General features: G+C 52.8%; 14 protein-coding genes. 7 read left to right on the forward strand and 7 right to left on the reverse strand.

The window, feature by feature from the left end; all coding sequences use genetic code 11:
• Positions 1-30: 30 nt before the first annotated feature.
• Positions 31-1,986 (reverse strand): HAMP domain-containing sensor histidine kinase, encoded by a 1,956-nt coding sequence (locus EVJ33_RS03920; RefSeq protein ID WP_131434641.1) that lies wholly within the window; start codon positions 1,984-1,986, stop codon positions 31-33.
• 190 nt (positions 1,987-2,176) lie between these two features.
• Here EVJ33_RS03920 and EVJ33_RS03925 point away from each other — a divergent pair, with 190 nt between their 5' ends.
• Both EVJ33_RS03925 and EVJ33_RS03930 read left to right on the forward strand, forming a co-directional pair.
• Positions 2,177-2,497 carry a PadR family transcriptional regulator gene (locus tag EVJ33_RS03925; protein WP_131434643.1) on the forward strand — a complete coding sequence of 107 codons (321 nt, stop codon included), beginning with the start codon at positions 2,177-2,179 and terminating at the stop codon, positions 2,495-2,497.
• On the forward strand, positions 2,494-3,519 hold the full coding sequence (locus EVJ33_RS03930; protein ID WP_131434645.1) for a DUF4097 family beta strand repeat-containing protein: 1,026 nt from the start codon (positions 2,494-2,496) through the stop codon (positions 3,517-3,519). Before EVJ33_RS03925 ends, EVJ33_RS03930 begins: the two co-directional genes overlap by 4 nt.
• Before the next feature lie 48 nt (positions 3,520-3,567).
• Here the strand turns inward: EVJ33_RS03930 and EVJ33_RS03935 are convergent, their stop codons facing one another.
• From EVJ33_RS03935 to EVJ33_RS03950, 4 genes are all read right to left on the reverse strand, one after another.
• A complete protein-coding gene (locus EVJ33_RS03935) occupies positions 3,568-4,263 on the reverse strand; it encodes a LutC/YkgG family protein (protein ID WP_131434647.1) in 696 nt (231 codons plus the stop codon).
• Positions 4,260-5,663: a LutB/LldF family L-lactate oxidation iron-sulfur protein gene (locus EVJ33_RS03940; RefSeq protein ID WP_483297302.1), complete on the reverse strand. Its 1,404-nt coding sequence runs from the start codon at positions 5,661-5,663 to the stop codon at positions 4,260-4,262. Before EVJ33_RS03940 ends, EVJ33_RS03935 begins: the two co-directional genes overlap by 4 nt.
• Before the next feature lie 2 nt (positions 5,664-5,665).
• Positions 5,666-6,403 carry a (Fe-S)-binding protein gene (locus EVJ33_RS03945; protein WP_131434836.1) on the reverse strand — a complete coding sequence of 246 codons (738 nt, stop codon included), beginning with the start codon at positions 6,401-6,403 and terminating at the stop codon, positions 5,666-5,668.
• 239 nt (positions 6,404-6,642) lie between these two features.
• A complete protein-coding gene (locus tag EVJ33_RS03950; RefSeq protein WP_131434651.1) occupies positions 6,643-7,932 on the reverse strand; it encodes an NCS2 family permease in 1,290 nt (429 codons plus the stop codon).
• A gap of 236 nt (positions 7,933-8,168) precedes the next feature.
• Between EVJ33_RS03950 and EVJ33_RS03955 the strand changes: the two genes are divergently transcribed.
• The 5 genes from EVJ33_RS03955 to EVJ33_RS03970 all read left to right on the forward strand — a co-directional run bounded on the left by EVJ33_RS03955 (position 8,169) and on the right by EVJ33_RS03970 (position 10,985).
• Positions 8,169-8,402 carry a hypothetical protein gene (locus EVJ33_RS03955; RefSeq protein WP_131434653.1) on the forward strand — a complete coding sequence of 78 codons (234 nt, stop codon included), beginning with the start codon at positions 8,169-8,171 and terminating at the stop codon, positions 8,400-8,402.
• A gap of 11 nt (positions 8,403-8,413) precedes the next feature.
• Positions 8,414-9,373 carry a LacI family DNA-binding transcriptional regulator gene (locus EVJ33_RS03960; RefSeq protein WP_131434654.1) on the forward strand — a complete coding sequence of 320 codons (960 nt, stop codon included), beginning with the start codon at positions 8,414-8,416 and terminating at the stop codon, positions 9,371-9,373.
• 67 nt (positions 9,374-9,440) lie between these two features.
• The gene (locus tag EVJ33_RS03965) at positions 9,441-9,725 is read left to right on the forward strand and encodes a HesB/YadR/YfhF family protein (RefSeq protein ID WP_131434656.1); all 285 of its coding nucleotides are present in this window, start codon (positions 9,441-9,443) and stop codon (positions 9,723-9,725) included.
• 96 nt (positions 9,726-9,821) lie between these two features.
• On the forward strand, positions 9,822-9,959 hold the full coding sequence (locus tag EVJ33_RS15505) for a hypothetical protein (protein WP_021068076.1): 138 nt from the start codon (positions 9,822-9,824) through the stop codon (positions 9,957-9,959).
• 96 nt (positions 9,960-10,055) lie between these two features.
• Positions 10,056-10,985, forward strand: a complete 930-nt coding sequence (locus EVJ33_RS03970) for a manganese-dependent inorganic pyrophosphatase (protein ID WP_131434658.1) — start codon at positions 10,056-10,058, stop codon at positions 10,983-10,985.
• Between the two features lie 46 nt (positions 10,986-11,031).
• On the opposite strand, the gene EVJ33_RS03975 is transcribed toward EVJ33_RS03970, so the two are convergent.
• Positions 11,032-12,156 carry a DUF418 domain-containing protein gene (locus EVJ33_RS03975; RefSeq protein WP_131434659.1) on the reverse strand — a complete coding sequence of 375 codons (1,125 nt, stop codon included), beginning with the start codon at positions 12,154-12,156 and terminating at the stop codon, positions 11,032-11,034.
• Between the two features lie 21 nt (positions 12,157-12,177).
• Positions 12,178-13,731, reverse strand: a complete 1,554-nt coding sequence (locus EVJ33_RS03980; protein ID WP_021068083.1) for an ABC-F family ATP-binding cassette domain-containing protein — start codon at positions 13,729-13,731, stop codon at positions 12,178-12,180.
• Positions 13,732-13,770: the final 39 nt, after the last annotated feature.

Below are 13,770 nucleotides of genomic sequence, written 5' to 3' on the forward strand. Positions count from 1 at the left end.
GCTCGCTTTGCGCGAGTCCTCCCTTGTTCGTTAACTGCTCATCTGGTCTTCCATACTATACTTTGGCAAGATAATCGTGAACGTCGAGCCATGGCCAACGCTAGAATCGACTCGAATCGAGCCGCCGTGCCCTTCAGCAATCTCTTTACAGATGGCGAGGCCGAGGCCCGTGCCGCCGATTTTACGGCTGGCCGAATTGTCGACACGATAAAACTTGTCGAACAGTTTCGGTAACGCCGCCATCGGAATCCCGATGCCTGTATCCTGGATTGAAATTTCAATGACGTCGGACTTGTCATTTGTAACGCAGACGGCCACTTTCCCGCCATCCGGCGAGTACTTGATCGCATTGTGGAGCAAGTTCGTGAACAGCTGACTGAGCCGATCTCGGTCACCATATACATAGAGATTTGTGTCACATTCGAGGGCGAGCTGATGATGTTCGCTCGCGCCTTGGTGGACGGCAATCGTCTCTTTCAAGATCTCATGCAGGCTCTCCGGTTGGCTATGGTACGTCTGTTTGCCGGACTCCATCCGTTGCACGTCCAATAAGTTTGAAATCAAGTCCTCGAGACGTAGCGTCTCTTGGTGAATCATCCCTAAATATTGGTCGGTGCGTTCGGCAGGCATCGTTCGATAACGCAACAGCTCGGTGAAGCCGATGATGCTCGTGAGCGGTGTGCGCAGTTCATGCGACACGGTCGATACGAGCTCTGTCTTCAATCGGTCGACCTCGGTCTCTTGTGTCACGTCCCGGAAGACGAGCATCGTGCCGTGCCGGGTGCCGCGCAAGTGGATTTTTTCCGCGTACATCTGGATGAATCGTGCGTCTTGATTCATCGAGAACGTCACGCTTTCTTCCATACTCTCGCCATCAAACGCACGGCGCATGAATGAGAAGAACGAGTCTTTCTGATCGACTTGAAGACCGAGTTCTTCTAGATCGGCGTCCAAGCGGTACAAGTCCATCTCGTTCCGTTTCGTGGCGGCTTGATTGAACATGATGAAGAGGGCCTGGTTGGCGAACTTCTCATGTGTCGTATGCTCCACATAAATAACTGCATCACGAATCGAGTGCAGGAGACGTGCCGTTTTCTCGCGTTCTTCCTCGACTTGATGGCGTTGAGTCGCGAGCGAAGAGGCCATTTGACGGAAGGAGTTCGTCAACTGTCCGACCTCGTTTCGCGAAGATACAGCCGCTGGAATCGGAATGATCCGTTCATCCGCCAATCGATCACTGTTGATGATCAGCTCATGAAGTTGACCGGTCAGGCGTTGGACGTAAGGTCGGGCGGCGATAAAGAGGACGAGCAAGACCGCTAGGAGTGAGAGGAGCCATAACACTTGGGCCCACTTCGTATGTGTGGCCAGTTGTTCGCGTAGCTGATTCTCTTCTTCGTTCAACGAGTTGCGATATTCCGTGAACACCGTCTCCATGTCGACGATGCTCGCGCTCATGTCAGCCGCACTTTTCGAGTTGATCTTGAATTTGCGCTCGGCAGGTGGTTCCGCTTGCGGATTCACTTTACCGAGCGTCGGCATTTTCAAGAACGGTTCGGTGACCGTTCCTTCGCGTTTGGCGACGACGTAACGCTCAAGGCTCGGCATGACGCGTTGTTGATAGGCCGAGAAGAGCGTCCGGGCGTCACTGGCATACGTTTTTTCTTTTTCCGTGACCGCGTTCGTCTCGAACCAGGCGGTCTGCGTTTCAATCAATTCTTGTTTATCTTTGACGCGGGCGAGCATCGCCTCGTCGCCGAGGATGACGTACCCGCGCATTTCATATTGCATCGACTGCCATGTCTCGAATAGCTCGGTCGCGTTCGTGCGCCGTTCGCTAATGTTCTCGAGCGATGACGTCGTCTGCTCGATTCGGTTTTCCGTATACATATAGACGGCGAGCGAGGTCAGGAGGATCAGTCCGATGAATAAATAGAAGACGAATAAAAACTGTCTTCCGATCCGCTGGTCAATCCATGCTTTCATAAAGACCGGTCCTTCCCGGAACTGCGTACATTCCTACTGTGACAAATATCCTGCGAGTGTCGTTCTTTCATTGTACAGATTTGAACCAGTTGTTTCCACCAATCAAGAAATATGCGGAAATTCACTATTATTTATTGAATAATAGTGAATGATAAGCTATTGTTTAATATATAGTAGAGGAGGCGAGGGAATGAATCCTCAATTTAAGAAAGGCGTGCTCAACTTGTGCGTGCTCGCACTTGTCGAGACACATGATCGCTACGGCTATGAGCTCGTGCAAGCCATTTCGGCGAAAGTCGCCATCTCGGAAGGGGCCGTCTATCCGCTCCTCAGGCGCCTCACGTCAGACGGATACTTCACGACGTACTTAAAAGAGTCGGCAGAAGGACCACCGCGGAAGTATTACGCGATCACGGAGCAAGGGAAGGGCCATTTGGCGGAATTGCGCGCGGAGTGGGAGGTGTTCACGACCGGCGTCAACGAATTGATCGAAGGGGGAACGGACAAATGACAGAAGAGCAGTATTTATTGGAACTCGAACGGTTGCTGATGGGGATGAGCGTCATCGACCGGGTCGATATTTTACGGGATGTGTCGGAGTACTTTGCGAGCGGGCGACTCGATGGGAAAAGTGACGCTGCGATGGTCGAAGAGCTCGGGACGCCGGATGCGCTTGCGAATGAGTTACTCGGCACGGTCGAGCCACTCATTGAAGAGCGTAAAGAACCGGCTATGGTGAAAAGTCCAAACGTGGCGTTCCGTAACGTCTCCATCAACGTCCTGCAAGCGCACGTCAAAGTCGTTCCATCTGATGACGGTTTTGCCTACGCGACGCTTGAGACAGAACGAGATCACGGGGTGACGATGGAGATTGTCGGGGACACCCTGGAGATTCGAATCGAATCAGAGCGCCGGTTCGGTCTGTCGAACTTGTTCGCCTGGGCAGTGACGAAGGCACCGGTGTTACACGTCGAGCTACCACGCCATGCGTATGAGCAAGTCGTCTTGAAAAATCGTCTCGGCTCCTGTGATGTGCGCAATCTCGAGGCCGCATCGGTCGAAGTTGAGAGCGAGAACGGGACCATCACGGCCCATACCGTTAGCGCCAAGCGAGGCTCGTTCCGCTCTTCGAACGGAAAAGTCAGTCTCACGTCGATGACAGGCCAGGACCTTGACGCGCAATCGTCGAACGGACGCGTGGAAGTTCTTGGCTCGACTGTGGATCGTCTCGAGATTCAGTCGTCGAACGGCCGTCTCGATATCCATGACGTGACAGGGGCAGTCGAGGCGAAGACATCGAACGGACGCATCGACTGTGTCATCGATGTGCTCGAGCATCCGGTCCGTCTGAAAACGAACAACGGGCGCATCGATGTGCGTCTGAATCGAGATCCGCGTGACGCCGTCATCCGGGCGAAGACAAGAAACGGCAAAGTCGAGCTGTTCGGGGATCGGGCGAACGAGCGGACGTTCGGGGACGGAACGGTCGAACTCAAACTGACGAGCTCGAACGGGAGTATCACCGTCGAATAAGCAATAAAAAGACTCGCGCGTGAGCCGTTCACGTGCGAGTCTTTTGGTTTACAAATCGTGGACGAGCAAGTAGGCGACACGGACCGGTCCGTGCACCCCGACAATCAAATTCATCTCGATATCGGCCGAGTTCGATGGGCCGGAGATGAAATTGACCCCGTTCGGCGAGTTGAGGTCACCGGTGCGGTCAAGTTCGGCTAATTTTTTAGCTGCCTGTGTCATCCGCGGCACGAGCACCGATTTCGGGATGATGGCGATATGGTCGCGGGGCAATAAGCTGATCGTACGTGACTTCCCAGGAGCCGCGTATTGGACGATGGTCGCACTCTCGGCGAGGGCCTGGTCGGCGATGGTGATCCCGATATCTGCTTTTATGGCGAGGGCACGGCTGTCTTCCGGTCGCTCCGCATCCCACCAGTCGAATGACTCACTCGTCTGTGGCGCCCACGCCTGAATGCGATCGTCATGTTCGGCGATGATGGTGCTCCCGTCATACCGTTCAATCAACAGCCGGAGCGTATCGTCGAGGTTGGCGGATTCACATTCGATGACGTCGGTGTGGATGCGCGTCGCGACCATCCGGAACGTCTCGAGCAGCTCCTCATCAGAGGCGTCCTTCAACACCTCGTCTTGTGGCCGGTGCTTGTACACGCGTTTCGGCGGCGTCAAGTCGACGTCACGTCCGAGCTGTCCCGCGATTCGTTTTAGAAAATCTTCGCGATTGGTGATCGTTCCTGGATTCATTCTGCATTCCCCCGTTTCTTGAACCAATCCCGTACCGTCTGCTTGGCCGGTTGTGGCAAGTTTTTCGAATCCGTCCACGCCGGCAACCCTTTGTCGATTTGTCCCGCTTTCGTGAACGGGGACGATGCGAACGGCGCGATGTGTTCGGCCGCTTCGAACAAGAACGGACTCGACGACGTGACCGCGAAGCCTTTCATGGCGATACGCTCGACGAACGGTGACTGTTTTCTCTCTTCGACGATGACACGGCGATGTTCGATCAATAGCTCGTGGAGCGGAATCTTGACCGGGCAGGCTTCCGTACAGGCACCGCATAGACTCGAGGCGTACGGCAACTCTTTATAATTCTCGTAGCCGTCGAGGAGCGGAGCGAGCACAGCGCCAATCGGACCCGGATAAATCGAGCCGTAGGCATGACCACCGATGTGGCGGTACACGGGACAGACGTTAATACAGGCCGCACAACGGATGCATTGGAGCACCGATTGGAACTGTGTGCCGAGGATGCCGGAACGTTTGTTGTCGACGATGACGAGATGGAACTCCTCGGGTCCATCAACTTCGCCGTGCCAGCGCGTGCCAGCGAACGTCGTGATGTATGAGGTGAGTCGTTGACCGACAGCGCTCCGGCACAACATATTGACGAGCACCTCGAACTCCTCGTACGACGGGACGATCCGTTCCATCCCCATGACGGAAATGACCGTGTCCGGAAGCGACGTCACCATGCGGCCGTTCCCTTCGTTCGTCACGAGCCCGACGGCACCGCTCTCGGCGATGGCGAAGTTACAGCCGGTGATGCCGACCTCCGCTTTCAAAAAGTCTTTCCGCAACTCACGGCGTGCATAGCGCCCGAGCTCGGTCGGGTCGTTTGATCCTTCGTAGCCGTGGGCCGTAAACGTCTCGTGGACCGCATTTCGGTCTTTGTGCAAGGCCGGGGCGACGATATGAGACGGCGGATCATTATCGAGTTGAAGGATCCATTCCCCGAGGTCGGACTCGACGACCGTGCACCCTTCCTCATGGAGCGCCTCGTTCAAGCCAATCTCTTCTGTCACCATCGACTTTGATTTGACGACGTGTTTGGCATTCTTAGCGCGCACGACTTCCCGGATATAGCGGTTCGCTTCTTCCGGTGTCTCGGCGAAGAAGACGTTGCCACCTCGTTTCGAGATGTTCTCGCTCAATTGATATAAGTAATAGTCGAGATGTTCGAGCACGTGTTGGCGAATCTCTTCCGAATGGTCCCGGAACGCTTCCCAATCCCCGAGTTCACCTGCCGCGTTTAAACGACCGTCACGCAGACGGTTTTGCGCCGAACTGACAGCCTGACGCATGAACGGATTGTCGATTCCGTCTTTGCGTCGATCCTGAAACTTCTCATCTAACCGAATACCCATACTCATGCTTGTCTCACCCCTTCGTTCAACACTTCCGCGATATGCATCACTTTGATTGGGTGCCCTTGTTTATGCAGACGCCCCCCGATATTCATCAGACACGACGCGTCAGCCCCAATCAATACCTCGGCCCCCGAGTTCAAAATCGACTCGACTTTCTCATCGACCATCTGCACCGACACATCTGGCATTTTGACGGAGAACGTTCCCCCGAAGCCGCAACAGTTATGGACGTTGTCGAGCGGGAGCATCGTCAAGCCGTCGACATTTTTGAGCAACTGGCCTGGAGCCGCCTCGATCCCAAGCAACCGTGTCATATGGCACGAAGCGTGATATGTCGCCTTGGCCGGAAACTTGGCCCCGACGTCCGTCACTTCAAGTACGTCGACGATGAACTGCGTCAACTCGAACGTCTTCGCCGCATGAGCCTCGGCCCGCGCCTTCCAAGCGGGATCATCTTTAAATAGATGTGGATAGTCGCGCATCATCATGACACACGAGCCGGACGGACCGACGATGTACTCGGCATCCGCCTTCTCGAACGTCTCAATCATATGCTTCGCAATCTTTTTCGTCTCTTCATGGTAGCCACTGTTGTAGGCGGGCTGCCCGCAACATGTTTGCTCAAACGGAAAACTGACGTCACAACCGAGATGTTCTAATAGTTCGACCGTCGCTTGTCCTACCGATGGGAATAACGTATCAGAGAGACAAGTGACGAACAGCGCCACGTTAGGCATGTCCATTCCTTCTTTCCTGTTCATTAGCTAAATTCGAAAACGGTTTCACAGTTATTATTCCATAACAAACAAGGTCAAAACAGAAAAATGGAAAGATTCTCTCAAAAAATTGTCAAATCCTGTCTAATTGAGAACGAAATGATAATGAATCAATATTCAGAAGACAACTGCTATAAAACAGCATTACCCTGCTTGATAACAGAAAAACCCTCGTCGGTCGACGAGGGTTCGAATCTAACTTATAAGAAAAACATTTCTAGTATGAATAGCGCGCCGAACAAGTAGATGAGCGGGTGGACCGTCTCTTTGTTCATCGCTTTAAAGATCGGATACAGGATGAACCCAAAAGCGATTCCGCGTTCGATACTGCCTGAGAGCGGCATGATGAGAATCGTCATGAACGCTGGGAAGTATTCGCTGAAGTCGGTCCAGTCGATGTAACGGACGTTCGTCAACATGAGCGCGCCGACGATGATCAAGGCCGGTGCCGTGATGGCAGCAACGCCAGAGATGGCACCAATGAGCGGACTGAAGAACAACGTCAATCCGAACAAACCGGCAACGACCGCTGTCGTGAGACCGGTCCGTCCACCTTGAGCGACACCGGCAGCTGATTCAATGTAAGCCGTCGACGGGCTCGTTCCTACGAGCGAACCACCCATCGTCGCGAGTGAATCGGCGAACAAGGCGCGGTGCCCGTTCTCGATCGTCCCATCTTCTTTCAACAGGTTGGCCTGTTTTCCGACTCCGACGAGCGTCCCCGTCGTATCGAACAACGTGACGAGGAAGAACGACAAGACGGCACCGAACAAACCGTATTGGATGACGTCCGAGAACGCCGTGAGCGGATTGACCATGAGTCCTTCCGGCAACGTCGGCATCGCCGTCACGCCTTCAATCTTCAATAGACCCATGAAATAGGCCGCGATGCCCGTGAGTACCATCCCGATGAGGAGTGAGCCCGGGACGTTCCGTGAGAACAAGAGGGCCGAGACGATCAACCCACCGAGGACGAGCAGGACGCTTGGCGACGATAAGTCCCCAAGACGAACGAGATTCGCCTCATCGGCGACGATGAGACCTGATAACTTCAACCCGAGCGAGGCGATGAACAAGCCGATGCCGGTCGTGATTGCGTGCTTGAGTGACGCCGGGATCGCTTGAATCAGTTTCGTCCGAATCGGTGACAACGACAAAATCAAGAAGAAGACCGACGACACGAAGACGACGCCGAGCGCTGCGGACGGCGTGATCTGTTGCTGGGCGACGAGCGTATACGCAAAGAACGCGTTCAGTCCCATCCCTGGGGCGACGGCAATCGGAAGGTTGGCATAGAACGCCATGAGCCCTGTACCGATCAAGATGGCGATGATCGTCGCCGTGAACGCCTGTGCGAACGGGATGCCGGCATCTGACAGAATTGCCGGGTTGACGACAGAGATGTAAGCCATCGTCACGAACGTTGTGATACCCGCCATCACTTCTTGTTTAACGTTCGTTCCATGTTGTTTCAATTGAAAAAAGTTCATGAATAAAACTCCCTATAGTTAGTAATTTCCGAACATTCTTATTCGTTAATCGTTGAATAAACGTTATCAACCTGATGACTATACAAAATGAAGCGGCTATCGTCAATGATTTCGAACGAAAAAACCTGAAATTTTATTATTTTACTATTGAATGTTCGGAATTAGACGAAATGAAAATAGTACTTGCTCTGAAACGCGTTTCAGACTGTACGGTTAAGTCAAAGGAGGGATTGCTCATGAATCCGACAACGTGGAAAACATGGTGCAGTGGGGTCGTCTACGAACTCGTCATCAATCGGTTGTATACGCCGCTCGGAAGAATGTTGTGCGCCCGTTTCCAAGACGAGTTTCTTCATTTACCAATCGAAGAACGGTTTCGTCTCGTCCAAGCCATCCGGAAACAAGTGATTGCGAAAGGTGACAGTCAGGAGGCAGAGTGGGTACACTATATGCAAAGACTGACAGATTGAGGTGAAACGAGATGGCGAACATTCGAGATATCGCAAAATACGCAGACGTATCCGTGACGACGGTGTCGCGCGTGCTCAATGAGCACCCGTACGTGTCGAAAGAGAAGCGGGAACGGGTGCGACAGGCGATGGCCGAACTCGGCTATTTACGGAATCAGCAGGCGCTGACGTTATCGACCGGTCGCACGCAGCGTTTCGTCGTCGTGTTGCCGTATTTGGATCATCCGTATTATGGACTGTTCGTCAACGGGCTCGCGAAAGCTGCCCTCCAAAGAGATTACCGACTCGTCATGTGGCAGACCGAGTATCAACTCGACCAAGAACGGCAAGCGCTTGATTTATTGAAGCACCGTGAAGTCGATGGGGCGATTCTGTTATCCCATACGATGTCATTCGATGAAATGGAAATGTATCGGCAGTTCGGCCCAATCGCGGTCGCGACCGTCGGGGCACCAGAGACGATTTCTTCGGTTCACGTCGATCACTATGCCGCCTTCGTCGCCGGTTTAAACGTGCTGGCGCAAGCTGGATATATTGAAATCGGCATCGTGTTGTCACGACAAGACAGTCCAAGCTCGATCGCGCGTCAGCAAGCGTACTTCGATGAAGTCGAACTTGCGCGTGAGCGATGGGTCTGGACCGGCTACTTGACGAGCGAGGACGGAATCCGGCTTGCCGATGAATTTCTGCGTCAACAAGAGCGTCCTCGAGCGCTCTTTTTCTCGTCAGATTATGTGGCGCTCGGTTTTTTAGGAGAGTTGCGCCGTCGCGGTGTCCGCATCCCGGATGAAGTCGCCATCCTTGGCTTCGATGGCCATCCGATCGGTCAGGCGTTCGGGTTATCAACGATGTATTCGCCAAACGAAGACATCGGCCGGACGTTGTTCGATGTGACGTTCGAAGAGATGAACGGGGCCACTTCTATCACAAACAGTTTGACGGTCACCTACTTACCAGGTACGACGCTCTAGGCAACTTCCTCGCTCGGTTTTTCTGAAACGATTAGAATGAAGACAGAAGTCGAGAGGAGGATGACAGATGAAGATTAACGTGACAGATGAAGCACTCCAGTTTTTCAAAGATGAGATGGAGGTCGAGGCAGGCCAGACGGTGCGCCTATTCGCCAAATATGGGGGTTCGACCGATTTGACGCACGGTTTCTCGGTGGGCGTCATCACAGAAGACATCGACAACGCGGCCGTTGAAACGGAAGCGGACGGCATTCGCTTCGTCGTGGCTGAACAGGACGAATGGTTATTCCAAGGACAAGACGTCAACGTCGAAATCCGTGGCGACGAGGTTGTGTTCGTTCAAGCCGACTGATATGACAGTTTGTTTACGGATGAGAGACATCTGTTTGGCTAGAGCGCGCTCAGGGAACAGTCTACGACAAGACTCAGTACCGAAAGGATGAGACAGATGTCAGAACAAGATAAAAAACGTGAACAAGAAGAACAAGAGAAGTTAAAACGAGACCAACCGGATATTTCGCATGAAGAAGATTCAAAAGGCGATCATTCGGACCTCGAAGAGACGGACGAAGACGAACAAGCATAAGAGCCCTTGCTGGCTCTTTTTTGTTTGGGAATTGAAAGAATGAGTAGAGACGGTATAATGGATAAGGGAAAACTATCATAGTGAGGAGAATGTATCATGAGTACAGTACTAGTCTTCGGACATAAAAATCCAGACACGGATACGATTTGTTCGGCGCTCGCTTACGCGGAGCTGAAGAAAAAGTTAGGGATGGACGCTGAAGCGGTTCGACTCGGCGAAGTGAACGGAGAGACGCAATATGCGCTCGACCACTTCCGTGTCAAAGCACCGCGCCTCGTAGAACGCGTGTCAGACGAAGTAGAATCTGTCATCTTGGTCGACCATAACGAGTTCCAACAAAGCGCGGAAGACATCGCAGACGTGCGTATCCTCGAAGTCGTCGACCACCACCGGATCGCCAACTTCCAAACAGCGGATGCGCTCTATTACCGTGCGGAGCCGGTCGGTTGTACGGCAACGATCTTGCTCAAACTCTATAAAGAGCACGGTGTCGAAATCGCACCTGACATGGCAGGATTGATGCTATCGGCCATTATCTCGGACTCACTCTTGTTCAAGTCACCGACGTGCACGGACGAGGACATCAAGGCGGCAAAAGAACTCGCAGCCATCTCGGGCACAGACATCGAGACATACGGTCTTGAGATGTTGAAAGCGGGAGCGGACCTTAGCCAAAAAACAATCCCAGAACTCATCTCGCTCGACGCGAAAGAGTTTGCGATGGGCGACTACCGCATTGAGATTGCTCAAGTGAACACGGTCGACGCAAACGATGTGTTGAGCCGTAAAGACGCTGTTGAATCGGCGATGGCAATCAAGATGTTAGATAAAGAGCTCGACTTGTTCGTCTTCGCCATCACGAACATCTTGACGAACGACTCGGAGGTTCTCGTTGTCGGTAAGAAGACTGACCTATTCGAGCAGGCGTTCAACGTCAAATTGGTCGATGGTCTGGCGACACTTCCTGGTGTCGTTTCACGCAAAAAGCAAATCGTACCGGTGCTCACAGCAGCGGCGACGAACTAAGAAACGAGAAAGGCCCGAAGCAGACGCTTCGAGCCTTTTTTTGTGGTTAAGATGCTTGTTTTTGTCGTCCATACGTTCCGATGCGCCATAATTTCTCGAACGGACCGTATCGATGCGATTTCAGCCACCACATCGAGAAGAACGCTTGGGCGATCAAAATCGCGATACTCAAGAACAATCCTTCCGTCAACGACAGGCGACCGTAGTAGCCGAGGGCGATGACCGGGATGACGACGACGAGCGTGTGCGTCAAATAGTTCGTCAGTGCCATACGGCCGAGCGCCTGCAACGGACGGAATGCGCGCCCGTTGCGGACGGCGATCGTGAACAGACAGACGTACGTCGTCGCGAGCAGTTTGCCGGAGACGAGGACGGCCGCAGAGTTCGTCGCCGAATACTCGGCACCGCCACCGTAGTGGTGCCAAATAATGACTGCGAAGAACGGCAGGGCCGCTACCGTACAGATGATAGCCGTCCGCGTCAATCCTCGGATACTCCACGTGAGGAGTTTCCGTTCCCGTCCGATATAAAGTCCGAACAAGAACAGGCTGAAGATTTCAAAATCGGCGAACAACGAGTTTTGGAACATGTCAAAAATCTCATTATCCAAGCGATAGTCGAACCAAGGTCCGAATCCGGAATTGAATGCGGTCGGGAATGGTCCTGCAATAGACGTATAACCTAACGCCCATTCCAGATAGATTGATGAGCCATAAAACAATACATAGCTTGTGATCAACAAACCCCATGCCCACGTTAAAATCGCCCGGTTGCTCAATCCATAAAACAACGGGAGCAACAAGCCCCACATCGCATACGTATGTAAGATGTCACCCGACCAAATGGCCAGGTGAGCGAGTCCGAATAGAAACAAAATGGCGATGCGGCGAATATAACGGCCGACCGAGTCCCCGCGCGCATACGAGCGCTCCAGGAAAATCGAGAAGCCGATTCCAAACAAGAGTGAGAAGATCGTGTAAAACTTCGTCTGGACGAACAAGTCGAACAGCGTCCTGACGAAGAGGTCGCTTCCTTCATATATCGGATTACCGAAAATCCAGTCGCTCCCGAGCATGCTTGGGATGTTGACGAGGAAAATGCCGCACAGGGCAAACCCTCGAATGATGTCATATAGAACGATGCGTTCATTTACTTGAATCGGGCCAGCCATACGCCACTTCCTCTACACGGATTAGAATACTTTTGTCGTCCACGATTCACAGTTCCAGACGTCGGTGACGATGTCTTGATAGAACTCCGGTTCGTGACTGATGAGTAGGATACTGCCTTTATATTCTTTCAATGCGCGCTTCAACTCTTCCTTCGCGTCGACGTCCAAGTGGTTCGTCGGCTCATCGAGGAGGAGCAAGTTCGATTCGTTGTTTTGGAGCTTACAGAGACGGACCTTCGCCTTCTCTCCACCACTGAGGACCGCGATTTTACTCTCGATATGCTTCGTCATGAGACCGCATTTCGCGAGCATGGCACGGACTTGTTGCTGGTTGAGTGATGGGAACTCGCTCCAAATCTCTTCGATACACGTGTTGTTGCTGACGGCCGCTTCTTGTTCGAAGTACCCGATCTCCAAGAACTCACCGCGTTCGACGGTTCCTTCAAGCGGGTTGATCATGCCAAGAAGGCTCTTCAACAGTGTCGTCTTCCCGATTCCGTTCGCACCGACGAGGGCAATCTTCTGACCGCGCTCCATTTGGAGGTCGAGCGGGCGTGAGAGCGGCTCATCGTAACCGATGACGAGATTTTTGGCGTCAAAGATGAGACGACCTGACGTGCGGGCCTGCAAGAATCGGAACTCTGGTTTCGGACGTTCCGCGCTCAATTCGATGACATCCATCTTATCGAGTTTCTTCTGGCGCGACATCGCCATGTTCCGTGTCGAGACACGGGCCTTGTTGCGGGCGACGAAGTCTTTCAAATCGGCGATTTCAGCCTGCTGGCGTTTATAAGCCGATTCGAGCTGCGAACGTTTCATCTCATACACTTCCATGAACTTGTCGTAGTCCCCGACATAGCGTGACAAGTCTTGGTTCTCCATATGGTAGACCAAGTTGATGACGCTGTTTAAGAACGGGATATCGTGCGAAATCAAGATGAAGGCGTTGTCGTAGTTCTGGAGATAACGCTTCAACCACTCGATGTGGGCCTCGTCCAAATAGTTGGTCGGCTCATCGAGGAGCAGGATGTCCGGCTTCTCAAGGAGCAATTTCGCGAGCAATACTTTCGTCCGCTGACCACCTGAGAGGTCCGTGACGTCACGGTCGAGTCCGACATCTAAAATACCGAGACCGCGAGCGACTTCTTCGACTTTCGCATCGATGATATAAAAGTCGTTCGAATCGAGCATTTCCTGAAGTTCGCCGACTTCGGCGAGCATGTCGTCCATCTGTTCAGGCGTCGCATCGCCCATCTCCATATAAAGCTCACCGATTCGTGTTTCGGTGTCAATCAAGTATTGGAACGCGCTCTTTAACACGTCCCGAATCGTCATCCCGCGCTCGAGGACGGCGTGCTGGTCGAGGTAACCGACACGGACGTTTTTCGCCCACTCGATTTTGCCTTCGTCCGGCTGGAGCTTACGCGTGATGATGTTCATAAACGTTGATTTTCCTTCACCGTTCGCTCCGATGAGACCGATGTGTTCGCCTTTCAATAGACGGAAAGACACATCATTCAAAATGGCGCGGTCACCGAAACCGTGGCTCAAGTTTTGTACTGTTAATATACTCATAGTTCTTATTCGTTCCCTTCAAAGTTGACTATCCGATAT

It is taken from the genome of Exiguobacterium sp. SL-10 (assembly GCF_004337025.1).
Lineage (GTDB): Bacteria > Bacillota > Bacilli > Exiguobacteriales > Exiguobacteriaceae > Exiguobacterium.

What these genes read in the sequence shown, in the direction of transcription:
- EVJ33_RS03920 (WP_131434641.1), bottom strand. Translation starts at nt 1,986, where the DNA reads ATGAAAGCATGGATTGACCAGCGGATCGGAAGACAGTTTTTATTCGTC.
- EVJ33_RS03925 (WP_131434643.1), top strand. Translation starts at nt 2,177, where the DNA reads ATGAATCCTCAATTTAAGAAAGGCGTGCTCAACTTGTGCGTGCTCGCA.
- EVJ33_RS03930 (WP_131434645.1), top strand. Translation starts at nt 2,494, where the DNA reads ATGACAGAAGAGCAGTATTTATTGGAACTCGAACGGTTGCTGATGGGG.
- EVJ33_RS03935 (WP_131434647.1), bottom strand. Translation starts at nt 4,263, where the DNA reads ATGAATCCAGGAACGATCACCAATCGCGAAGATTTTCTAAAACGAATC.
- EVJ33_RS03940 (WP_483297302.1), bottom strand. Translation starts at nt 5,663, where the DNA reads ATGGGTATTCGGTTAGATGAGAAGTTTCAGGATCGACGCAAAGACGGA.
- EVJ33_RS03945 (WP_131434836.1), bottom strand. Translation starts at nt 6,403, where the DNA reads ATGCCTAACGTGGCGCTGTTCGTCACTTGTCTCTCTGATACGTTATTC.
- EVJ33_RS03950 (WP_131434651.1), bottom strand. Translation starts at nt 7,932, where the DNA reads ATGAACTTTTTTCAATTGAAACAACATGGAACGAACGTTAAACAAGAA.
- EVJ33_RS03955 (WP_131434653.1), top strand. Translation starts at nt 8,169, where the DNA reads ATGAATCCGACAACGTGGAAAACATGGTGCAGTGGGGTCGTCTACGAA.
- EVJ33_RS03960 (WP_131434654.1), top strand. Translation starts at nt 8,414, where the DNA reads ATGGCGAACATTCGAGATATCGCAAAATACGCAGACGTATCCGTGACG.
- EVJ33_RS03965 (WP_131434656.1), top strand. Translation starts at nt 9,441, where the DNA reads ATGAAGATTAACGTGACAGATGAAGCACTCCAGTTTTTCAAAGATGAG.
- EVJ33_RS15505 (WP_021068076.1), top strand. Translation starts at nt 9,822, where the DNA reads ATGTCAGAACAAGATAAAAAACGTGAACAAGAAGAACAAGAGAAGTTA.
- EVJ33_RS03970 (WP_131434658.1), top strand. Translation starts at nt 10,056, where the DNA reads ATGAGTACAGTACTAGTCTTCGGACATAAAAATCCAGACACGGATACG.
- EVJ33_RS03975 (WP_131434659.1), bottom strand. Translation starts at nt 12,156, where the DNA reads ATGGCTGGCCCGATTCAAGTAAATGAACGCATCGTTCTATATGACATC.
- EVJ33_RS03980 (WP_021068083.1), bottom strand. Translation starts at nt 13,731, where the DNA reads ATGAGTATATTAACAGTACAAAACTTGAGCCACGGTTTCGGTGACCGC.